This is a genomic window from uncultured Methanobrevibacter sp., from assembly GCF_902801725.1.
Taxonomy (GTDB): Archaea; Methanobacteriota; Methanobacteria; order Methanobacteriales; family Methanobacteriaceae; genus Methanocatella.
The window spans coordinates 12589-35217 of sequence record NZ_CADCJB010000013.1; the positions used below are offsets into that span (position 1 = coordinate 12589).

24 protein-coding genes are annotated in these 22629 nt (G+C 35.3%); 14 read left to right on the forward strand and 10 right to left on the reverse strand.

The annotated features are described in order from the left end of the window. A complete protein-coding gene (gene argS / locus QZV68_RS03970) occupies nucleotides 1-1701 on the forward strand; it encodes an arginine--tRNA ligase (RefSeq protein WP_296878815.1) in 1701 nt (566 codons plus the stop codon). A 34-nt stretch (nucleotides 1702-1735) separates the two neighbouring features. Here argS and QZV68_RS03975 read toward each other — a convergent pair whose 3' ends face one another. From QZV68_RS03975 to QZV68_RS03990, 4 genes are all read right to left on the reverse strand, one after another. Next, a complete protein-coding gene (locus QZV68_RS03975) occupies nucleotides 1736-2269 on the reverse strand; it encodes a nitroreductase (RefSeq protein WP_296878817.1) in 534 nt (177 codons plus the stop codon). Next, a complete protein-coding gene (locus QZV68_RS03980) occupies nucleotides 2266-2682 on the reverse strand; it encodes a MarR family winged helix-turn-helix transcriptional regulator (protein WP_296878820.1) in 417 nt (138 codons plus the stop codon). The genes QZV68_RS03975 and QZV68_RS03980 overlap by 4 nt, the downstream gene beginning before the upstream one ends. Continuing rightward, on the reverse strand, nucleotides 2672-4042 hold the full coding sequence (locus tag QZV68_RS03985; RefSeq protein ID WP_296878822.1) for an MATE family efflux transporter: 1371 nt from the start codon (nucleotides 4040-4042) through the stop codon (nucleotides 2672-2674). Before QZV68_RS03985 ends, QZV68_RS03980 begins: the two co-directional genes overlap by 11 nt. 109 nt (nucleotides 4043-4151) lie before the next feature. Then, nucleotides 4152-4820: an Ig-like domain-containing protein gene (locus QZV68_RS03990; RefSeq protein ID WP_296878824.1), complete on the reverse strand. Its 669-nt coding sequence runs from the start codon at nucleotides 4818-4820 to the stop codon at nucleotides 4152-4154. 169 nt (nucleotides 4821-4989) lie between these two features. On the opposite strand from QZV68_RS03990, the gene purD reads away from it, so the two are divergent. The 3 genes from purD (at nucleotide 4990) to argF (ending at nucleotide 8141) form a co-directional block, all read left to right on the forward strand. Continuing rightward, nucleotides 4990-6300: a phosphoribosylamine--glycine ligase gene (gene purD / locus QZV68_RS03995; RefSeq protein WP_296878825.1), complete on the forward strand. Its 1311-nt coding sequence runs from the start codon at nucleotides 4990-4992 to the stop codon at nucleotides 6298-6300. Nucleotides 6301-6321: 21 nt separating this feature from the next. Continuing rightward, nucleotides 6322-7167 (forward strand): TMEM175 family protein, encoded by an 846-nt coding sequence (locus QZV68_RS04000; RefSeq protein WP_296878827.1) that lies wholly within the window; start codon nucleotides 6322-6324, stop codon nucleotides 7165-7167. A gap of 62 nt (nucleotides 7168-7229) precedes the next feature. After that, nucleotides 7230-8141, forward strand: a complete 912-nt coding sequence (gene argF, locus QZV68_RS04005) for an ornithine carbamoyltransferase (protein ID WP_296878829.1) — start codon at nucleotides 7230-7232, stop codon at nucleotides 8139-8141. 20 nt (nucleotides 8142-8161) lie between these two features. On the opposite strand, the gene QZV68_RS04010 is transcribed toward argF, so the two are convergent. Then, complete coding sequence (locus tag QZV68_RS04010; RefSeq protein ID WP_296878831.1) at nucleotides 8162-8503, reverse strand: DUF2085 domain-containing protein; 342 nt, start codon at nucleotides 8501-8503, stop codon at nucleotides 8162-8164. An 87-nt stretch (nucleotides 8504-8590) separates the two neighbouring features. On the opposite strand from QZV68_RS04010, the gene QZV68_RS04015 reads away from it, so the two are divergent. The 5 genes from QZV68_RS04015 to QZV68_RS04035 all read left to right on the forward strand — a co-directional run bounded on the left by QZV68_RS04015 (nucleotide 8591) and on the right by QZV68_RS04035 (nucleotide 13502). Next, entirely contained in the window at nucleotides 8591-10285 is a 1695-nt protein-coding gene (locus tag QZV68_RS04015) for an acetolactate synthase large subunit (protein WP_296878833.1), read from the forward strand. After that, nucleotides 10286-10771: an acetolactate synthase small subunit gene (gene ilvN, locus QZV68_RS04020; RefSeq protein ID WP_296878834.1), complete on the forward strand. Its 486-nt coding sequence runs from the start codon at nucleotides 10286-10288 to the stop codon at nucleotides 10769-10771. Between the two features lies 1 nt (nucleotide 10772). Beyond that, the gene (locus QZV68_RS04025) at nucleotides 10773-11300 is read left to right on the forward strand and encodes a carbonic anhydrase (RefSeq protein WP_296878836.1); all 528 of its coding nucleotides are present in this window, start codon (nucleotides 10773-10775) and stop codon (nucleotides 11298-11300) included. A 153-nt stretch (nucleotides 11301-11453) separates the two neighbouring features. Beyond that, a complete protein-coding gene (ilvC, locus tag QZV68_RS04030; protein WP_296878838.1) occupies nucleotides 11454-12446 on the forward strand; it encodes a ketol-acid reductoisomerase in 993 nt (330 codons plus the stop codon). A gap of 51 nt (nucleotides 12447-12497) precedes the next feature. Then, nucleotides 12498-13502, forward strand: a complete 1005-nt coding sequence (locus QZV68_RS04035) for a methanogenesis marker 12 protein (RefSeq protein WP_296878840.1) — start codon at nucleotides 12498-12500, stop codon at nucleotides 13500-13502. 4 nt (nucleotides 13503-13506) lie between these two features. Here the strand turns inward: QZV68_RS04035 and QZV68_RS04040 are convergent, their stop codons facing one another. Next, nucleotides 13507-13710: an LSM domain-containing protein gene (locus tag QZV68_RS04040; protein WP_296878842.1), complete on the reverse strand. Its 204-nt coding sequence runs from the start codon at nucleotides 13708-13710 to the stop codon at nucleotides 13507-13509. A gap of 82 nt (nucleotides 13711-13792) precedes the next feature. Between QZV68_RS04040 and QZV68_RS04045 the strand changes: the two genes are divergently transcribed. Further along, the gene (locus QZV68_RS04045; RefSeq protein WP_292882442.1) at nucleotides 13793-13936 is read left to right on the forward strand and encodes a hypothetical protein; all 144 of its coding nucleotides are present in this window, start codon (nucleotides 13793-13795) and stop codon (nucleotides 13934-13936) included. Between the two features lie 5 nt (nucleotides 13937-13941). Here QZV68_RS04045 and surE read toward each other — a convergent pair whose 3' ends face one another. Next, on the reverse strand, nucleotides 13942-14718 hold the full coding sequence (surE, locus tag QZV68_RS04050; RefSeq protein WP_296878844.1) for a 5'/3'-nucleotidase SurE: 777 nt from the start codon (nucleotides 14716-14718) through the stop codon (nucleotides 13942-13944). Nucleotides 14719-14848: 130 nt separating this feature from the next. Between surE and QZV68_RS04055 the strand changes: the two genes are divergently transcribed. Beyond that, nucleotides 14849-15748, forward strand: a complete 900-nt coding sequence (locus QZV68_RS04055) for a restriction endonuclease (protein WP_296878846.1) — start codon at nucleotides 14849-14851, stop codon at nucleotides 15746-15748. Here the strand turns inward: QZV68_RS04055 and QZV68_RS04060 are convergent. After that, a complete protein-coding gene (locus QZV68_RS04060; protein WP_296878848.1) occupies nucleotides 15734-16795 on the reverse strand; it encodes an oligosaccharide repeat unit polymerase family protein in 1062 nt (353 codons plus the stop codon). The two genes, QZV68_RS04055 and QZV68_RS04060, sit on opposite strands and share 15 nt — an antisense overlap. Nucleotides 16796-16797: 2 nt before the next feature. Further along, the gene (gene cfbB / locus QZV68_RS04065) at nucleotides 16798-18153 is read right to left on the reverse strand and encodes a Ni-sirohydrochlorin a,c-diamide synthase (RefSeq protein ID WP_296878850.1); all 1356 of its coding nucleotides are present in this window, start codon (nucleotides 18151-18153) and stop codon (nucleotides 16798-16800) included. 98 nt (nucleotides 18154-18251) lie between these two features. On the opposite strand from cfbB, the gene QZV68_RS04070 reads away from it, so the two are divergent. The 3 genes from QZV68_RS04070 to QZV68_RS04080 all read left to right on the forward strand — a co-directional run bounded on the left by QZV68_RS04070 (nucleotide 18252) and on the right by QZV68_RS04080 (nucleotide 21720). Then, complete coding sequence (locus QZV68_RS04070; RefSeq protein ID WP_296878852.1) at nucleotides 18252-20075, forward strand: threonine--tRNA ligase; 1824 nt, start codon at nucleotides 18252-18254, stop codon at nucleotides 20073-20075. Between the two features lie 66 nt (nucleotides 20076-20141). Then, entirely contained in the window at nucleotides 20142-21383 is a 1242-nt protein-coding gene (locus QZV68_RS04075) for a bifunctional 5,6,7,8-tetrahydromethanopterin hydro-lyase/3-hexulose-6-phosphate synthase (protein WP_296878867.1), read from the forward strand. Between the two features lie 55 nt (nucleotides 21384-21438). After that, on the forward strand, nucleotides 21439-21720 hold the full coding sequence (locus QZV68_RS04080; protein ID WP_296878854.1) for a zinc ribbon domain-containing protein: 282 nt from the start codon (nucleotides 21439-21441) through the stop codon (nucleotides 21718-21720). On the opposite strand, the gene QZV68_RS04085 is transcribed toward QZV68_RS04080, so the two are convergent. Continuing rightward, a complete protein-coding gene (locus QZV68_RS04085) occupies nucleotides 21717-22571 on the reverse strand; it encodes a phosphoserine phosphatase (protein WP_296878855.1) in 855 nt (284 codons plus the stop codon). The two genes, QZV68_RS04080 and QZV68_RS04085, sit on opposite strands and share 4 nt — an antisense overlap. Between the last annotated feature and the right edge of the window lie 58 nt (nucleotides 22572-22629).

Genomic DNA, 22629 nt, shown 5'->3' on the forward strand with positions numbered 1-22629 from the left:
ATGTATTTTGAAATTGAAAAACAAGCTATTGATGCCATCAATAAGGCATTAGATCAATATGATGTGGAAATAGATAGAAATTTCAAATTGGAATTTCCTCCTAATCCTAATTTAGGAGACTTGGCAAGCACCATTGCTTTTGCGCTTACAAAAAAATTAAGAACTTCACCTCCTGAAGTTGCTGCGGATTTGGTCGAAAAGATTGAAGTTCCTGAAATTTTTACCAAGGTTCAGAATTTCGGACCATATGTCAATTTTTTCATTGACTATTCAAAGTTTTCAAAACTTCTCCTGCAAAAGGTTGATGATAATTACGGACAGCTTCCGGAATATGGTGAAAAAATCGTATTGGAACATACTTCTGCAAATCCTAACGGTCCATTGCATATTGGACATATAAGAAATTCAATTTTTGGAGATTCCCTTGCAAGGTTATTGAAATTGGCTGGAAGAGATGTTGTAACCCAGTATTACGTAAATGATATGGGAAGACAAATCGCCATAATTGTATGCGGAATAACCGAATGCGGTCTTAAGATTGAAGACTATGAAGGCGATAAACTTGACCACAAAATAGGAAAGCTATACTTTGATGCAAACAAGGCTGTGGAAGAGGATGAAGCCTTAAATGCTAAAGTTGACGAATTAATCCAAAAATATGAGCAAGGCGAAGACGAAGAGCTAAACAAGGTCTTCGAAGATGTTGTTTCCAAATGCATTTCCGGAATGAAAGAATCTCTTTTGAGAATGAATATTGTCCATGACGACTTTGTTTGGGAAGGTCAATTCGTAAGAAACGGCGAAGTCGATGATTTGGTTTCATACATTCAAAGGGAAGGTTTTACCCGTGAAAACGATGTGCTCTACATTGACCTAACAGATTTCAACATAGAAAAGGAATTTGTTTTAAGAAGGTCAAACGGCACTTCACTTTACTCTACCCGTGATTTGGCTTATCATAAGTACAAGGCTACTTTAGGAGACACTGTCCTTGACATTTTAGGTTCAGACCATAAACTTGCTGCAAAACAGATAAAGGTTATTTTTGAAGAAATATTCAGGCAGGATGCTCCGGAAGTAATATTTTATGAATTCATTACACTTCCTGAAGGTTCAATGTCTACAAGAAAAGGCAAATTCGTATCAGTCGATGAATTGATTGATGAAGCTGTCTTAAGGGCACATGATGAAATAAAATCCAGAAATCCTGATTTGTCCGAAGAAGAAATTGCCCCAATGGCTGAAGAAATTGGTATCGGTGCTGTAAGATTCTTCATTGCAAAATTGTCTCCTGAAAAGCATCTGACCTTTAAATGGGATGAGGCATTGAGCTTTGAGAGAGGATGTGCTTCAATTCAATATGCTCATGCTAGGGCATGTAAACTGCTTGAAAAATCAGGTAAGGATATCAGCTCTTTAAATGTCAGTGATGATTGGGTTCCTGATGAGATAGAACAGGACCTTGTAAGGCAAATTGCCAAATTCCCTCAAGTTGTTGAAGATTGCGCCAACAAAAAGAGAGTTCACAATATTACACAATACTCACAGGATTTGGCTAGTTCATTCAACAAGTTCTATAAGTCAGAACAGGTTATCGGCTCTGAAATTGAAGATACTAGACTCATTTTAGTTGACAGAGCCAAAACAACTATTAAAAATGCTTTAGATATTTTAGGTGTTTCTGCACCTGAAAAAATGTAGATGAGTAGTTTAACTCATCTTTAATTTTCTTTTTTTAATCCACATATTGGATGTAGTCTTCTTTTCTAGGCAATGGTTCCGGTGCGTCCATATCAGGATATCCGAGCACGACATGACCAATTCCCTCATAAGTTTCAGGAATTCCCCATTCTTTTAGTAATTCTTTTCCTTTTTCGGATGCAAATTCTTCACGTGCTCTGTGAATCCAGCATGAACCAACGCCAACTGCATGTGCTGCATTAACCAGAACCGCCAATACGCTGGAACCGTCTTCAACATATGTTGGACGTTCGCTGTCGGCCAGTACAATCAGCAATGTTTTTGCGCCGTAAAATGGATCCATATCTTCAGGAACATCAATCGGGAAATAGCTTCTGTTCCATGCTGAAAATTCTTTAATGGTTTCCGGATTTTGAATTACAACGATTTTAGGTGATTGCAGGCCCTGTCCTGTTGGTGCATAGGTTCCGGTTTCCAGGATTGTTTTTAACTCTTCATCGGAGATTTGTTCATCTTTGAATTTTCTGATGCTTCTTCTTGTTTTTAGATTTTCGATAGTTTCGTTCATATTAACTCCTCACATATTTTTAGCAGTGTACTTTTAAAGATAGTATACTCTTCATAATTTAAATTACTTTTAATTATTTCATCCCATTTATCATCATAATCCATAACTTTTTGGGCGGTTTCGGATCCTTTTTGGGTTGTTTTTATTATTTTTGTTCTTTTATCAGGTATTCTTTCGATGAAACCTTTATCTTCGAGTTTTTTAAGGTTTCTTGTTATTGTACTTTCGTTTAAATGGAATATTTCGGCTAACTGTTCCTGTATAATTCCTTCATTTTTGTAAATTGTTATTAAAATTGGCTGCAGGCCAAAACTCAAATCCTCATTTTTCACTTTTTCGTTTAAGTATTTGGCGTGTTCCCTGTAAAGTATGGATATCAATGGGGCTGTCGGCATTGTTTCATCAAAGGGCATTGTCCCTACCTCGGATTAACTTGTTGATGTATAGTTCAATGCATGCATAACATATTAATGATCCTATTCCACCGCCCAGAAGCATTCCGCAGTATATTCCGAACTCTCCCATGTGGAAGGTAAATCCTAAAAGGTATGCAAAGATTAACACCAAAATGAATTCCCTGAATGCTGTCAATACAAATGATATTGTTCCTTTTCCGACTCCCTGGAATACATTACCTGCACTTGCTCCAAATGGAACATATAGAATAAAAAAGCACATTATCTGCAGGAAACTTGCAATCAATGGAGCTAAATCTGCACTGCTTTGTGAATATGAGAAGATAATCGCTATTTGGTTGGCAAATACGTATAATATAATGCACACGATTACTGATGCAATTAATGCCACCTTGACGGCATATCTTGCTGTCACTCTTAAGTTTTCATATTTTCTTGCACCATATGCAACTCCGGCAACTGATATCGCTGCAGTTCCGATTCCTATTGCTGGAAGCATTCCAATATTTACTATTCTCCATCCTGCTGTATAAACAGCTACTGATGTAGGTCCGGAAACAATTGTAAGCATGTAATTGACAAATATTGTTAAAACGGACAGTACCAGCTGTTCCAAACTTGCAGGTATGCCTACAACCAGAATATCTTTGTACATTTTAAAGTCATTATGGAAGTCTTTAAAGTTGTATGATAGGTATGTGTCTTTTTTGACAAAAATCCAGTATAGCATGAGGAATAGACTTATAAGGGGTCCTAATACTGTTGCTATTGCAGCACCTTTAATTCCCATTCCTAATGTGTAGATTAATATCGGATCTAAAATCATATTGATTACTGCGGCAACAGCTATTGGAATAGTAGCACGTTTGATATCTCCTTCAGCTCTAAATGCTCCCCCTACAATTGGAGGCATTAAAAGAGCAAATGTACATGAAAATATGATGAATCCATAGTCCATTGCATAGTTTATTACGCTACTTGCACCCATAAGTTTGAGCATCGGCTCCATTGTAATAACAAATATGATTGCAATGACTATTGACACGATTACGCTTAGGATAAGATTGTGTATTGCAGCATTATTTGCCGAGGATTTGTCCTCTGCCCCAATAAATCTTGAAATCACCGAGTTACCACCGGCTCCGAGTCCGTTTCCAAATCCGACTATAATCATGAACAGGGGTGTGGTGTATCCTAATGCAGCAAGAGGTCCCGCACCAAGTCCAGCTACCCAAATACTGTCGATAATACTGTTTGCAAAAATTAAAAACATACTTGCAATAATCGGCAGGGATAATTTGTTTATTGCCTTTTTAGGGTCTCCTGTTATCATTTCAATATTTTCGTTTTTTTCCATAATTAGCCTCACTCTTGCATATGCAATTATATACTTGTATATGCAAGTATGCCTATTTAAATGTGATGTTAAAATATTAAGTTAAAATAAAAAAAGAAAAAGAAATGGTTTATTCTAAACCATTTTCAGTAACAACAGGTTGGTTATTGATGAGATCCAGAATGTGCATACCGTCAGATTGTCCGCCTCTGATTATACCGTCGTCGTCATACCAAACATTTAATTCTTCATCGTAGTATAAGTTAGGTCCTGATCCTTCAGAAAGGCTTGAACCAGATGATGAACCAGAACTGGAAGAACTGGATGATGTAGTTTTTTCATTATATTTTACAGTACTTGCAGTGGAATTTCCAGATACTTTTTCGGTATTTGTGGTATTTCCTTCTTCAATGGTTATAGTCTGTTTTGCACTGCATCCGTTGTATTTATTATTACCACCATAGGTTACGGTAACTTCGTGATTGCCTGCTTTTTCATTATTTAATGAAAGGCCACCTTTACCGTTATTGTCGGTAATAATTGAGAAGTTTTGTTTTTCTCCATTTTCCTCAAAAGTAATGTTTATAACTTGATTTCCAATGGCTTTTCCACTTGCATCTTTAAGTTCAAATTGAACTATGTCCCCATTTTTTAAGTTTGCGTTACTTATGAATTTAATTTGAGTATTTACTTTACCATCTGCTGTTGTAGCTTGTTGTTGCGGGTGTGCAAACAAAGAAACTCCTACAATAGCGATGATGATAACAACTAAGATAGCAATAATTATATTCTTATTCATTATATCACCTTTGACAAAATGTATTTTGATACTCATATTTATATTTTTTTTTAATTTGTGTGTTTTTCTGAAATTTTCTCAAATTTTTAAAAAAATAATAATTTTGTTAAATATTGAAACATTTTAAATATTCTTAATTACATACCTTAAAACAATAGGAGACTATATTATGAAGGTTTTAGTTGTTGGAACTGGTGCTCGTGAACATGCTATTGCTGATGCCCTAAAAGATGATGTAGAATTATACTGTTATATGAGTAAAATAAACCCTGGAATGAGTAAAATTGCCGAATTCAAACAAGGTGATGAAGGTGAAGTTGAAAAAGTAGCTGAATATGCAGTTGAAAATGATATTGATATTGCATTCATTGGTCCTGAAGCTCCACTCGGAAAAGGAATTGTGGATGAGCTTCAAAAGAATGGAATCAAATGCGTTGGACCAACTCAAAGTGCAGCTAGGATTGAAACTGACAAATCATTCATGAGAAAACTCTTTGAAGATTATGAAATCGAAGGATCACTCGTTTACAAGGTATTCGATAATTCTGAGGATGTTTCCGAATTCCTGGATGAATTTGACCGTGATGTTGTAGTAAAACCTGTCGGTCTGACAGGCGGTAAAGGAGTTAAAATTGTTGGCGACCACCTTAAAGACAATGAAGAGGCAAAAGAATATTCCTGTGAAGTTATTGACAATGCAATGGGTGGATTCGCTCAAGTAATTATTGAAGAAAGATTAATCGGTGAGGAATTTACCATTCAGGCATTCTGTGATGGTGAACATCTTGCACCAATGCCTGCAGCGCAGGACCATCCTCATGCATTTGAAGGAGATGTCGGTGCAATAACTGGGGGTATGGGATCATACTCTGATGTTGGAGGTCTGTTGCCGTTCTTAAGTCAGGAAGACTATGATGCTGCAGTTGAAATTATGAAAGCTACTCTAAAAGCTATTGCTGAGGAAGCAGAACCTTACAAAGGTATCCTATACGGTCAGTTCATGTTGACTGCTGACGGACCAAAACTCATTGAATACAATGCAAGATTCGGGGATCCTGAAGCTATGAATGTATTGCCACTTTTAAAAACTCCATTGGCTGATGTTTGTCAGGCTGTTGTTGACGGTAACTTGGATAAAGTAGAATTTGAAGACAAGGCCAGTGTGTGCAAATACATTGTGCCGGACGGATATCCTGAAACCGAATATGCTGGAGAATTAATTGAAGTTGATGAAAAAGCTATTGAGCAGATGGGTGCCAAAGTATTCTATGCTGCTGTTTCTCTTGAAGACGATGGAATCCACCTGTCCGGTTCAAGGGCATTGGGAATTGTGGCCAGCGGTGAAAGCATAGATGAAGCTGAAAAAGTAGCTGAAAAAGCATGCGAATTTGTTAAAGGTAATGTTTACCACAGACGAGATGTAGGTACTCCAGAACTTGTTAATAAACGTGTTGAACACATGAAAGAAATTTTAAACTAAATTTCTTTTTACTCATTTTTTTTGGGATTTGGTGATATTATCGAAGATGATGAGTTTGAACAATATAGGGACTATGTAACTTTAAGAAATTATTTTAGTTCAGAGCTTTCAGAGATAGTGGAAGAGTTGGATGATGAGGACGTTGAAAAAATAAGAAATTTTAGAACTCATTTTAATGAAAAATACTCTGATCATCCTATAGTTGGAAAAAAAGTTGACAATATAAAAAATGACTTCTTTCATAATTTTAAACAATCTTTTGAAAGCAATATTGATATTGACCCTAGTAGATTGCAGGGGTTGACTGATGGCATTTTTGGTATGGTAATGACTCTTTTGATATTCGGTTTGGCTTTGCCTGCATCTCAATTAGTAACTGAAGGAGATTTTGTAACTTTTTTACAGTCAATTGCCCATACTTTCGGTTTAACTATTATTAGTTTTGTTCTAGTCAGCTCTTTTTGGATTTATCATCATGAATTTATAAAGATTAATTCATTGAATATTCCATATTTGTGGATGAATATATTTTTTTTGGCTTGCATATCCACTATCCCATTTACAACATCTATGATAGGTGCTTATTCAAGGTTTTTCTTGGCAGAAGTGATATTCGGATTAAATATATTTTTTACAAACCTCTCCTTTTTAATCATGTATGTCTATGCATATAATAGAGGATTTTTAGAGAATCATCCTTCAAAAAATGAAAAGAGATATGTTTTAAATACCTTTATATTAATCATGGCTCTTACTGTAATTGTAAATCTTCTGGATTACAATTTATCAGCGGATTTCATGTATCTGTTCCTGTTGGTTCCGGTAATTTCTACATTGAGGGATATTAATTTTAAAATGAACTCATAGAAACATTTAATATATATTAATAAGATATATTTATTTTTGTTAAGATTATTTTAGGGGATTATATGGGTAATTTGGTATCAATATGTGACATAAAGGATGATGTTCACCATATTTTGGATTTGGCTATTAAAATTAAAGCAGGGGAAGTGGAAGACAAACCTCTTGAAGGCAAGACATTAGCTATGATTTTCCAAAAGTCATCAACAAGAACCAGAATTTCTTTTGATGTTGGAATGTATCAGTTAGGTGGAAGAGCAATCTTTTTATCTTCTAATGATTTGCAGATGGGAAGGGGAGAGCCGATTTCAGATACTGCAAAAGTTTTAAGCCGATTTGTTGATGGAATAATGATAAGAGCAATTGAACATCATGATGTTCTTGAACTAGCCCATTATTCTGATGTTCCTGTAATCAGCGGATTAACCAATATTGAACACCCTTGTCAGGCATTGGCCGATGTTTTAACAATTAAGGAACATTTCGGCACTCTTGAAAATAAAAAGATATGTTTTGTCGGTGACGGAAATAACGTATGTAATTCCCTTTTATTGATTGCTCCGCTTTTAGGCATGGACATATCTGTAGCATGTCCTAAAGGATATGAACCTGATGAGCATATTTTAAGCATTGCAAAAGAGTATGCCGATGAAAGGAACACTGAGGTTACTGTAAGCAGTGATTTAAAAGTTGCTTTGGATAATGTTGATGTTGTCTATACTGATGTTTGGGTAAGTATGGGCGATGAAAGCGAAGAATTGCAGAGAAAACTTGATTTATCTCCTTATCAGGTCACTTGCGAATTAATGAATTTGGCTAATGATGAAGCTATTTTCATGCATTGTCTGCCAGCAGTTAGAGGTCAGGAAGTCAGTGCTGATGTTATTGACGGGTCCCAATCTGTTGTTTTTGATCAGGCAGAAAACAGAATGCATGCTCAAAATGCCGTTTTATATCATTTTTTAAAGGACGATTGATGCTGAGAAATCAGAACAATTTAAAGAGATGTCATTATCTCTAAAAACCACTTTATTATTATTTTTAAGAATATTATTAAACCAATTCCACCAATAAGACCAGTTGTAAATCGCAATGTATTGTTGCTTTCTCTAAATTCAAGAAATTGCGTAAATCCGTCAATTGTTGTAGGGATTAAAAGAAGCATTGAAATTATTAGCATGTTGATGCTGTAGTCAATTTCATAAAATTGATTGTATATTAAAAAAACAGCCAAACCAGTATAAAACCCGGTACATCTGGCACAAACTGGAAACTGGTGCCCTTTGATAAAAAAGCTTCTTTCAGGTTTTCTATGGCATATTAAGTTTTTATAATTCATTTTTATCTCTTTTATAATTCTTTTAAGATAATTATATATATTCTTGTATACATAAGTTATTGTATAATATATAAAAAGGTTATTACAATGAGAGGCGGAGAAGCGATAATTGAATCCCTTAAAAATATGGGGGTTAAAACAATATTTGGTTATCCTGGTGGACAGACCATACCATTCTATGATATGTTATATGATTCAGACATGGACCATATATTAGTTAGACATGAACAATGCGCGGCTCATGCAGCAGACGGATATGCAAGAGCTTCTGGTAAAGTTGGTGTGTGTTTGGCAACTTCAGGTCCTGGAGCAACCAATCTAGTCACTGGAATTGCGACTGCATACATGGATTCTTCTCCAATTGTGGCTATTACCGGTCAGGTTCCTACTCATTTAATTGGTAATGATGCATTTCAGGAAGCAGATATTATAGGAATAACAATGCCTATTACCAAGCATAGCTATCAGCCAAAAGATCCGGATTTGATACCTTCAATGATTAAATCCTCTTTTGAAATTGCTTCAAGTGGAAGGCCTGGCCCTATTTTGATTGATGTTCCCAAAGAAGTTCAGGAAGGGGAGCTTACAAAATTCGATGATTCATTAATTAGCACTCCGGGCTACAATCCAAATACTAAAGGCAATATTAGACAAATCAAAAAGGCTCGCGATTTGATAAAGCAATCCAAAAGACCTATGATTATAGCTGGTGCTGGTGTTATCATATCCAATGCTTGCTGTGAGCTGAAAAAACTTGCAGATACTATTGAAGCTCCAGTCATGACTTCACTATTAGGTAAGGGAGCTATTGATGAGACTGATGATTTGGCGTTAGGTATGCTCGGTATGCATGGAAGAAAGGTTTCAAATGATTACATTAACGAGTCCGATTTGCTGATAGCAGTCGGTATAAGATTTTCAGATAGGACTACCGGAAGGCTGGACAGTTTCGCACCGGATACTAAAGTCATTCATATTGATATAGACCCTGCTGAAATAGGCAAGAATGTGGATGTTGATTTGCCGATTGTAGGGGATGCAAGAAATGTATTGTCATCATTAAATAAGCTTTTAAAAGATTATGAAGTGTCAAATGATGTTAAATCATGGGCAAATATGATTCGAGAGAAAAAGCAGGAATTGCTTCCAAGAGTTACTTATGATGATGTACCTTTAAAACCTCAAACAGTTATAAAAGAAATTTCTGAGGTCTTAACACCTGAATCTATTTTAACAACAGATGTAGGTCAAAATCAAATGTGGGCGGCACATTTCTATAATACTCAAAAACCGCGCAAATTCATTTCATCCGGAGGTCTTGGGACTATGGGATTTGGATTCCCGTCAGCTATTGGTGCAAAAGTGGCCTGTCCTGATGATCCTGTTGTATCCATTAATGGTGACGGCGGATTTTTAATGGTTTGCCAGGAGCTGGCAACTGTCCATGAATATGACATACCTGTCATTGCTGTCGTATTGGAAAACAGGACCTTGGGAATGGTATATCAATGGCAAAGCTTATTATATGATGAAAGACACTCTCAAACCTTATTGGGCAATAGTCCGGACTTTGTTAAATTAGCGGAAAGTTTCGGCGTCAATGGAGTTAGAATTACAAAACCTGGTGAAACAAAAGAGGCGTTATCAAATGCAATTAAGGATAACGAACCGGTTTTATTAAATGTTGTTATTGATTCTGAAGAGGCGCTGCCGATGCTTCCTCCCGGAGCCGGAATCAATGAGATGATTGGCGAGTACAAACTTGAAAAGGATGTGATTTAAATGACCTTGGAATATCACGTTATTTCTACATTGGTTGAAGATAAACCGGGTGTTTTACAAAAAGTAGCTGGAATGTTTAATAGAAGAGGATTCAACATAGACAGCATAACCGTTGGAAAATCAGAAGTGGAAGGTCAATCCCGTATGGTAATTACTGTTCATGCAGATGAAAAAGGACTTGAACAGGTTACAAAACAATTAAATAAATTAATTGATGTTATCAAGATTAAAGATATTACTCAAACTGCTGTTAAAAGGGAATTGTGTCTTGTTAAAGTCTCTGTTCCTAATGCGAAAGCAAGAGCAGAAATAATGCAGTATACAAATATTTTCAGAGCCCATATTTTGGATGTTTCAGAGCAGACATTAATGGTTGAGCTTACTGGAGATAAGGAAAAGATTAATGCATTCATATCTTTAGTAGAAAATTATGGAATTAAAAGAATAGCCCGTACTGGCCTTACAGCTATGTCAAGGGGAGTATAAAATGACTATATTAGAAAACGTATTAAAAGACAACAAGGAATTTGTAGAAAACTTTGAAGGCGAAGAAATGTCTCACCATGCAGCTAAAAAATTAGCTATCTTAACCTGTATGGACTGTAGACTAATCGACTTTTTTGAACCTGCACTCGGTCTTAAAAGAGGGGATGCAAAAATCGTTAGAAATGCCGGAAACTCCATTGTAGGTGAAGATGCAATCAGATCTATTGGTGCAGCTTTATACAACCTCGGTGCTGAAGAAGTCATGGTTGTAGGTCACACTGAATGTGGTATGGCTGGCGCAGATGCTGAAGCTTTAAAAGAAAAAATGCTTGCTCGAGGTATCAAAGAGGAAGACATTGCAAAATATGATTTGGCTGAATGGATTGGCGGATTCGATGACGAAGAAGAAAACGTTAAAAACGTTTGTGAAAAAATCAAAAACCATCCATTGATACCTGATGTACCTGTTCACGGTCTCATAATCGATATTGTTACAGGTGAACTGAAAGTTTTAGTAGATGGTTACTGATTCCCATCTATTTTTTTATTTTTTTCTGTAATTAGAGATTATTTCTATACCTAATTTTAGGTTACTTTTATAAATATTGAAAATCATATTTATTAAATGATATTTTGTTTAATATCTAGATTTTAATTAAATTATTTAACGAGATGATTTAAAATGAAAATGTATTACGATGCAGATGTAAATACAGATGCTCTTGAAGGAAAAACCATTGCAGTAATTGGATATGGTTCTCAAGGAAGAGCACAATCTAGAAACATGGCTGACAGTGGAGCTAATGTTATTGTTGGTGTAAGAGAAAATGGTAGTTCCTGGAACTTAGTCAAAGAAGACGGTATGACAGTAAAAACTATCGAAGATGCAGCTAAAGAAGCTGACATTATTCACATTTTGCTTCCTGACGAAATCCAAGAAAAAGTCTACAATGAACAAATTGCACCATATGTTGAATCTGGCAACACCATTTCATTCTCTCATGGTTACAACATCCACTTCGGTTTAATCAAACCTGATGAAGATGTAAACATTGTAATGTTTGCACCAAAAGGACCTGGATCCATGGTAAGAAGAACTTACGAAGAAGGATTCGGTATTCCTGGTTTAGTAGCAGTTCAACAAGACGCTACTGGTGATGCAATGCAACTTGCATTAGGCATGGCAAAAGCTTGTGGATTAACCAAAGCTGGTGTTTTAGAAACTACTTTCCAAGAAGAAACAGAAACTGACTTGTTTGGTGAACAAACTGTTTTATGTGGAGGAATCACTGAATTAATTAATGCAGGTTTCACTACTTTGGTAGAAGCAGGATATCAACCTGAAATCGCTTACTTTGAAACCTGTCACGAAGTAAAACTTATTGTAGATTTAATCTATGAAAAAGGTTTTGCCGGAATGTGGCACGATGTAAGTAACACTGCTGAATATGGTGGATTAACCAGAGGTAATAGAATTATTACTCAAGAAGCAAAAGACGGTATGAAAACTGTTTTAAAAGAAATCCAAGATGGAACTTTCAAAAAACAATGGGCTGAAGAAAACGCTACTGACGGCGCTAACTTAAAAGAAATGAGAGCTGCTGAAAGTCAAAAAGATATCGAAATTGTTGGTGAAAGATTAAGAAAAGCTTGTGGATTACAAAAAGACGATTAAGTCTTTTTAATCCTTTTACTATTTTTTTTATTTATTTTAAGTGTGGTAAACATGGTGTTTATTGGTATGGACCATGGAACTACTGGAATCTCTTTTTGCATAATGTCTGATGAAGGGGATGTTATTGATATTTTCAAAATCGGAAGAGAGGAAAGTAAGAAAGGCTTGGTTTCAGCTTCACAGGAGCTGACCAAGCGTGTTGATTTGGATTCTGTAAAATTGATGGCCATTACCTATGCAATGGGTGACGGTATAAGTAAGATTTTGCCAGCTGACCAAGTTAAGGATAGGGGAATATTATCAATTAATGGTGCCGGCAAGGTGACTGGTGGAGGAACATCAGTATTTTCTGAATTGCAGGAGTTAAATATTCCTTCTATAATGATTCCTGGTCTCCATAAGGATTCTACTTCTCTTGATGAATTATTTAGAGCTGCCTATTCTCATCAGGCAAGTCCGGAAAAGGTAAGCATTTCATATAATGCTATTAAGGAAACCGGCTGGAGCGATTTTATAGTTGCTGATATATCTTCAAACAGTGTAGATATACTGATTGAAGACGGCAAAATCAAAGGGGCAATGGATGCATGCTTGGGCGCAATGGGTATTGTACATGGACCTATTGATCTGGAAATGATAAGAGACATTGATGAAAACAATGCGTCCGCTAATGATTGTTTTTCAAATGCCGGAGCTATTAAAATTGCCGGAATCGACGGTAAAGTAGCTAACATGAAAGATCAGCTATTGGAAAACTATAGGAACGGTGATGAAAATGCCAAATTGGCTATTGACACATTAATAATGACCGTTGCTATGGAAATTGCCGGTTTGGATGTGGTCTGTAACAATGAAATTGAAGGTATTGTTTTGACAGGGTCCGTTGGAAGTGCAACTGAACCGTTTAACTTTGAAGATGAAATCAACAGCTATTTCAAAAATAAGTATCCTTTAAAAGTTATTTCAAAAGAATCCGGTGCAATTGGTGCTGCACAAATAGCGATGGATGTTTTCAATGGTAAAAAAGAAATCTTAGGAATAGAAGTAGATATCTAAGATTTCAATCTTCTTTTAAACTAATAAAAATGATATTTCCGCCTTTAATGGTTTCAAGACCATTTTCATTTTCAAGAACAAGGTTTAAATAGTTATCGATAGCAATTACTTTTCCTTCACTTTGATAGTCGCCTCTTAAATCTACAGTTACATATTTGTCTTTAAATTGGGCAAAAAGTTTATTTACATTATCTTTATCAAAACTCATTTTTTCAAATCCTTGGTTATAATAATTCTATTCATATTTTGATGTTTCAACTTTAAATACTTTAATGTTGATAATATATACTATGGCAATTAATCAATTAGAAGAAAATTTAGAAGCGATTACTAGAACAATTGAACAGTTAAAAAGAGACGGATGCACTGATGAAAAAATTTTAAATGAGCTTCGTGAAGAAAGAGATAAAATACTTAAAGATTTAAATTTATAAGTATTTTATTTTAACCATTTTTTCAATGAATCCATATCATTTGTCAAATCTATTTTTAAGGGTGTTATTGTAGTTTTTTGACCCCTGCGTAATTCATAACCATCAGTTCCAGGTTCATCAAAATCATATGGCTCGCCGCCAATCCAGTAATATGATTTTCCTCGTGGATCCAAACGTTCCTCGATATTAGGTATGTACATCCTTTTTCCTAATTTTACAACTTCAAATTCTTCATTTATTGGATTTGCAGGTATATTAACATTTAATAAGTCGATTCCTTCAGGCAATCCTTTTTTAAGAACAATTTTAGCCAGTTTATTTAGCATTTTTCCTGCAAAGTCAAAGTCTATTTCAATTTCTCCGTTTTCAAATTTGATGTCGTCCCTTGCAACTTCCAGTGAGATGGCGATTGTTGGAATTCCAAAACTTGCCGCTTCAATTGCAGCTCCCAATGTTCCGGATGTTGTCAGCTCTGCCTGTCCAAGATTATATCCGGTATTTATTCCGGAAATCATGATGTCTGGATGCTCTTCCAGTATCTCAAATAATCCTAAGGTCACAGCATCGGTCGGTGTTCCGCTTACGCCATAGCCTAAACTTCCGTCTTTTAAGGTATATTCATTTACTCTCAATGGTTCATAAAGAGTTAATGCATGTCCTATACCACTTTGTTGTGTTTCTGGAGCTATTACATATGTATCACATAAATTTTCGACTGCCTTTTTAGCAGCAAGAATTCCTGAAGCAGTTATTCCGTCATCGTTACTTATTAATGCTTTCATATATTTATTAAGGTATTACCTTGTTAAAGTAGTTTTATGTTTTCTGCAAAATATGATAAACTTTAATAATAATTTAATTAATAAAATATATTAGTATATTTTTTTTGAAAAAACACATGCGGGTGGAAATTTGGAAAAACCACAACTGATTAATTTTATAGCTAAGGTAATGGAGGACTCTGGTTTCAAGGTTTATAAGAATTTTAAAACCTCTCAGAAAGTTATAGATATATATGCTATATTGCCAACTACTATTGGGGATTTTGGAGTTGTTGTAGCATGTAAAAACTATGATAAAGACTTTGAAATTGGAGTGGATGTTTTAAAAGAGATGGAAGAAGTTGGAGAAAGTTTAAAGGCATCTAAAGTAACTATTGTTTCATCTTCTTATTTTTCAAGTCAGGCAACTAATTATGCGCTTCGAAAAAACATTAAATTGGTAGATAGGGATAACCTGCTTGAACTTGCCAAAAAATATCAGGACAGAACTTCCCAAACAACTCTTGACAACACTCCATATGATGGCGGAGCTTCTGCTTATATTGATGAGGAATATCCGGAATACAGTTATGATGCTTCTGACATGGAATATCTGATGCAAAGAAGAGACCAGAATCCTGTTGTCTACAAAAACAGTCTTTACAGGGAAGTTGGTGATAACCGCTCTGGAGGAATTTCTTCATTATTTAATAGGGGAGTCAATACTGCCAGAGGTGGCGGTTATGGCCACACAACATTATATAACTATAATCGGGGATCAAATTTCAGTAATTCCCCATTTTTCGTACTGATTCAAAATCCGATAGTAATGGTTATTGTGGTTGTTATTGTTTCATTTCTCCTTTCATTCATTGCAGGCAATCTTTTGAAGATGGATGCTGGAATTTCAGGTTTAATTGAAATGCTTACTGCTTTAATTTTATCTTATGGTTTGTCCTTTTATGCAGATAGAAATAGTGATTTTATTGTTAAAGGAACATTCATATTCTTTGTTTCATTGATAATATTAATTGTATTAATTTTTATTTAATTTAATATAATTAAAATTAATTATTATTAAAATTAATCCTAAAAGATACAGGAACCAAATCATTATGTCTGTTGGTCCGGTTTCTATCCAAATTAATGTGTGTGTAAGTATAATGGAGTAAATCCCTACTCCTATTCCTTTTTTTATTTTGTGTGTCAGTTGCAGAAACACTCCCATAAACAGCATCTGAATTGTCAATCCGATCAATCCGAAATCAAGATATGCCGGTCCAAACAATGTGGATGTTAAGCACACGTCATAATGCAGCACATATTGGCCGATGAATGTTCTGGGACTTCCGGATGAGAAAATCATGCTTAATATGTGTCCATGTGTACTTCCGCCCAATGGTATTATCTTTTCAAATACTTCCAATGTGAATGCGGCTCTGTAAAAAACAAGTTCTATAGGATTTAAAGTCCAGTGCTGGTTTGCGATTGACTGTGATGCGATGTATCCGACTGCCAACATTCCGATGGTAATTATTGCAATGAAGACAATGCCCATTTTTCTTGATGTTTTTTTAAGGTAGTAAAGGGTAATGAATGAGCTTCCTAAAATTCCAAGGACTGATGTTCTGTAACCGTTTAATCCGAATATCAATGCACCGATAATTACCAAAAGCAGATATTTTTTATCGTAATACTTTGCAAGCAACAGATTAATCATTATTAGGAATAGCGGATATGCTATTCTCCAGATGTTGGTTGTTGCATTGGACTTTAAAACGCTGTTGAAAAGAGGAATGCCTCCAATCAATACCATATTCAGCGCCTGCAATATTAATGCGATTATTACAAGAATGACAAGCAGCTTTTCCGAGAGAAAATCAAGATTTTTGGTTTCTTCCACATTGACTTTGTATTTGACGATAACTGCTCCGGCTATAAATATTGCACATGAAAAAATAATGGTTAATATTACATTCAGATTCAACGGATCTTCAAACCTGTAGTTGAATGATCCAACATAGCCCATTGCTAAAAATACGAGTATTGCAATTACTACCAGTAAAGGCTGAAAGAAATCAATTTTTTCAAGTTTCATGATTATCCTTCAAGTTCCTTGGCGGATATGGTCAGGTTTCCTCCAAAGTCAGGCATTGCAGCCACATGTGTGTGAACATAGCTTGCAAGTGTGTTTCTGCATATGAATCCATCCTGGTTGTTGTATGAGCCTTTTCCTCTTAGGATATCGAATGCCAGTTTGTGGTCGATGTTTGTGGAATCAACCAGTACCTTTGAATAATGGAACTCATGGCCATGGAATTTTTCACCTTTTTTGGATATGATGTTGTCCTCTTTGACTTCGGCAATGGTGTACTTCAGTGCCTGCACCCTATCTGTTAGAATTGCCTTGTAAGGATATACATTTACAACTTTATCTTCGTGGATGGAATTCATAAGATACATTAAACCACCACATTCGGCAAAAATAGGCCTATCTTCCAGGTGGAAAGTATGGATTTCTTGAAGCATTCTTTCATTTGCACTAAGCTCTTTTGAAAAGAGTTCGGGATATCCTCCTCCAATATACAATCCGTCTACATCGGGCAACCCTTCATCGTTTAATGGTGAAAAATATTCTATTTTAGCATTGTTTGCTTCCAATGATTCAATATTTTCCTTATAATAAAAATTGAACACTTCATCATATGCCACTCCGATTTTAACTTTCTGCTTATTTAGTTTATTCCAGATGGGAACGATATTTGATGTAATCTTCGGAGCTTCTTTTGCAATTTCCACCAGTCTGTCCAAATCGATTGAATTCTTTATTACTTCAGACCAGATGTCAATAAATTTGAGAGAATTTTCTTTTTCTCGAGCAGGAACAAGGCCTAAATGCCTTTCTTCAATTGATATGGAATCATCACGAATAATCCCTCCGATAACTTCGGTTTTTGTTATTTCTTCAATTGATCTCTTTGTTTTTTCGTAGTGTGCCTTGTTTTTAACCTTGTTCAGGATAACTCCTGCAATATTTATTTCAGGATCCAATGCCTTAAAGCCCAAAACCAAAGCTGCGGCGCTTTTGACCAAACTTCTTGAGTTTATGATTAGGATAACCGGTGCCTTTAGGGATTTTGCTATTGAAGCTGTACTTCCGATATCGTTGACAGAATCGATTCCCTCATAAAGTCCCCGAACACCTTCGATTACAGCAATGTCCTTTCCATCCATAGCTTTCAGATAGGAGTCTCTCACCTGTCCGGATTCCATAAAAAAAGAATCCAAGTTTCTGGATACATTACCGGTAGCTAATGTATGGTAAGACGGGTCTATATAATCAGGTCCAACTTTAAATGGTTGAACATTGTATTTTTCACTTAAAGCTTTCATAATCCCGGTAGATATTGTGGTTTTTCCAACAGCACTACCAGTCCCTGCTAAAATAATTCTCATATTTAGTAATTTGCATCTTCTTTTTATAAACAATTATTGTATAAATCATTTTATATAATATTAAAAATAAAATTTAAACCATAATATATGGTGATTAAATGAGAATTTTACTAATCCATTCTGATTATTTAAATTACAATGTAAAGAATAAAACACCTGTTGCCGAAGAAATCGACGAGGCTAAAATGCAAGGTGCATTCGACGATTCTTTAGTGGTATTTACAAGTGTTGAAAAAGATGATGAAAATAATCCGGAAGGCATCGTCAAAAATTTAGTCAGCGAAGTTATAAAAACCAATGAACAAGTTAATGCGGAAAATATTGTTTTATATCCATATGCTCACTTATCTTCTTCATTAGGTTCTCCAAAAGTTGCTATTCAAATTTTAAAGGATACTGAAGAAGCTTTGCTCGCTGAAAATTTAAATGTTAAAAGAGTACCTTTCGGATGGTATAAGGCCTTTGAGATTTCCTGTAAAGGCCACCCATTGAGCGAACTTTCAAGAACTATCACTGCCGATGTTGAAGATGAAAAAGTTGAAAGAAAACCTTCCAAGTGGCAAATTCTTGAAGGAGACAAAATTACTCAAATTGAAGACTTTAACTTTGAAAACAGGGCTTTCAAACAGCTTGTTGATTATGAGCTCGGACAAGGCGCATCCGATGAAGGAGAACCTCCTCACGTAAAACTGATGAGGGAAAAGGAAATCTGCGATTATGAACCAGCATCCGATGTCGGAAACCTCAGATGGTATCCTAAAGGAAAATTAATCAGGGATTTGCTTTCAGATTATGTTTATGATTTGACTGTAGATCGTGGAGCAATGCCTGTTGAAACCCCAATTTTCTATGACCTGGACAATCAAGCTATTTACGAACATGCCTACAAATTCGGTGAAAGACAGTACAGAACCGACACCAAAAAGAATTTGATGCTTAGATTTGCGGCTTGTTTCGGTGCATTCAGATTAATGTCCGATTCATATTTGACATGGAAAAATTTCCCTGCCAAAATTTTCGAATTAACCAGATACAGTTTCCGTTTTGAGAAAAAAGGTGAAGTTGTTGGTCTTAAAAGATTAAGAGCATTCACTATGCCTGATTGTCATTCATTCTGTTGTGATGTACCTTCATCTTTAGAAGAATTTTCTCAACAAACTGATATGTGTATGCAAACAGGTAAGGATTTGGACCTTGACTTTGAAGTAATTTTCAGAGCAACCCAAGACTTCTTTGAAGAAAATGAGGAATGGATGTATGAAATTGCAAGTAAATTCAATAAACCAATTCTTTTAGAAATCCTGCCTGAAAGACACCACTACTGGGTATGTAAAATCGATTTGGCAAACATTGACGCATTAGGCCGTCCGATTGAAAACCCAACCGTACAGATAGATGTTGAAAGTGGTAAAAGATTCGACATTACCTATTTGGGTGAAGACGGCAAACAGCATAATCCTACAATCCTGCACACTTCACCAACCGGAAGTATTGAAAGGGTTTTATGTGCAATGCTTGAAAAAACCGCAATTGAAATTAATGAAAGATCTCCAATGTTGCCAACATGGTTAAGCCCAATTCAAGCAAGAATCTTGACTATTGGAGAAGCCCATAAAGAATTTGCAGATGAACTCTATGCAAAAATCAATGCTTCAAACATTCGTGTAGACGTTGACGACAGGGATGAAAGCGTTGGTAAAAAAATCAGAAACGCATCTAAAGAATGGATTCCGTACATATTCGTTGTTGGTGATAAAGAAATGGAAACCGGCAAGTTCCAAGTGACCGTACGTGAAACCGGACAAAAAGTTGACATGACAGTCGACGAATTGATAGATGAAATAAATGCCAAATGTGAAGGAAAACCTTTCAGAAAATTGCCTTTGCCTAAGGACATTTCAAGAAGGATTAACTTCCAATAATTATATTTACAAATAAAAACATATTATAAAATGTTATTATATAACGGAGGAAATTTAATGGACCCAATGTACAGAATAGGAGAAGCTCTTATTGGAGATGGACCTGAATTGGCTCACGTTGATTTATTAATCGGTGATAAATTCGGACCTGTTGGTCAAGCTTTTGCTAATGGATTATCCAATTTATCTGTTGGACACACTCCATTGACAAGTGTAATCAGACCAAACTTAATGACTAAACCAGCTACTTTAATTATTCCTAAAGTAACTGTTGGAGATTTGGAAGATGCAAGTAAAATCTTTGGACCTGCACAAACCGCTGTTGCAAGAGCAGTAGCTGATGCAGTTGAAGACGGTTACATTCCAAAAGATATTGTAGAAGATATCGTTATTAACGTAAGCGTATTTATTGATCCTTCTGCAAAAGATTTCAGAAAAATATATCAATATAACTACGGCGCAACCAAGTTAGCTATCAGAAGAGCTATGGAAAACTATCCATCCATCGACAAAGTGCTTGCAGAAAAAGACCGTGGAACTCACCCAATCATGGGATTCAAAGTCAAAAAACTTTGGTCACCACCATACTTGCAAGTTGCACTTGACCTTGATAATGAAGCTGCAATGGAAAGAATCATCAGCGATTTGCCTGACAATGACAGAATTTTACTTGAAGCAGGTACTCCGCTCGTTAAAAAATTCGGTGTCGGAATCATCGGTAAAATCAGAGCATTACGTCCTGATGCATTCATTATTGCTGACTTGAAAACCTTGGATGTTGGTCGTGTAGAAGTTAAAATGGCAGCAGATGAAACTGCAGATGCAGTTGCAATCTCCGGTCTAGGTACTGTAGAATCTATCGCTAAAGCTATTCACGAAACCCAAAAACAAGGTATTTACTCTATCCTCGATATGATGAATGTAGCTGAATTCGAGAAAAAATTAGCCAAACTTCCTAAAGACTTAAAACCAGATATTGTTTTATTACACAGAAATGTGGATATGGAAACCTACAGGGCAGAACATGGTGAAGACACTAGCGACATGACCGAATGGGGTAATATTAAAGATATTAAAGCTGCACTTGGTCCTAAAGGTCTCATTGCTGTTGCTGGAGGAATCAAACCTAATAATGTTGAAGAAGCAATCGGTAAAGGTGCAAACATCATTATTGCAGGAAGATACATAATCGGTTCAAGAGATGTAAGAAGAGCTGCACAAGACTTCTTAGAACACTTTGACCCAGATCCAGACAACATGAGACTTGCTATGGATGAAGATGAAAATATTGAAGTGAAAGACGACTAGTAAATTAGATTAATTCTAATTTACCTACTATTTTTTTTTAAAAGGAGTTTTTATTATGGGATTTTGTAATTCATGTGGAAGACCAATCGTAAGGGAAGATTACGGTACTAACAAGGATGGTAGTCCAAACGATGAATTTTGTATAGACTGTTATCAGAATGGTGAATATACGGAGCCAGATATTACTCTTAATGAAATGATTGTAAGAAAAACCAAAGAAATGATGGAAAAAAATCCTAGATTGGCGGAAACACAGGCAACAGGTATTACTGCGATGTTCATTCCTGGCTTGAAAAGATGGAACCCTGAGTTTCAGGATGATTACAAGACTCTTTAATTGCCACCATTTAAAATAAATTCTTTAACTTTATTGGCGATGTATTCATCGTGGCTTCTATTTGTTTTTATGTTATAGATTTCTTCTTGTAAATCATTATATTTATCAACTAAATCATTATATTCAAGACGTAGGGAATCGTAATCTTTTTCTAAATCTTCATTAAGCTCATAAATCTCTGCGTAACTGGTTTTTGTACTGAGATTTTCATGCTTTAGCTGATCATATTTGGAAGTGATCTTATCATAGCTGCTCTTGATGTTTTGATGCTCTTCTTTTAAGTTGGAACATTTGCTTTTCAGGTTTTTGTTTTCTTCTTTAATGCTTGAATACTTGGTTTTGAGATTCTCATTTTCGGTTTTCATATTGACGAATTTGGTTTTGAGATTTTCATTTTCTATAATTAATTTTGAATGTTTGTCTCTGATGTTTTCATTCTCTTTTTTCAAATTGTCAATATTGTTTTCGTTTAAGGTATTGTATTTGTTTTCAATTTCAGTTATGGCATCATTTTTTGCAGCAATTTCAGCTTTTAACTCTTCAATTTCTTTTTTATATTCTAAAGTAGATGGATTAACGTTATTTTCAAGTTGATCTCTCAATTCTTTCACTTCCTGTACATACAAATAATTAGCTATTTTTAAAGATTCACTTTCTTCCTCTCTACTTTTAAAGGTTTCAATTTCGCTTTGGGGTATGATTAATACTTCTTCCTGGTTATTGTAAATGTCTTCATTTTTAGGAACGGTGATTTGAATTTGTTCTGTTGTGTATTTCTTTCTCTCACCGTTTTTCAAAGTTCTATGATATTCCCTTGAATATTTTTTTACAATACCTTTTCCTACTTTCATATTATACCCTTTACCTATTATAAATATATATTGTGTTTGTGAGTATAAATATTTTTAT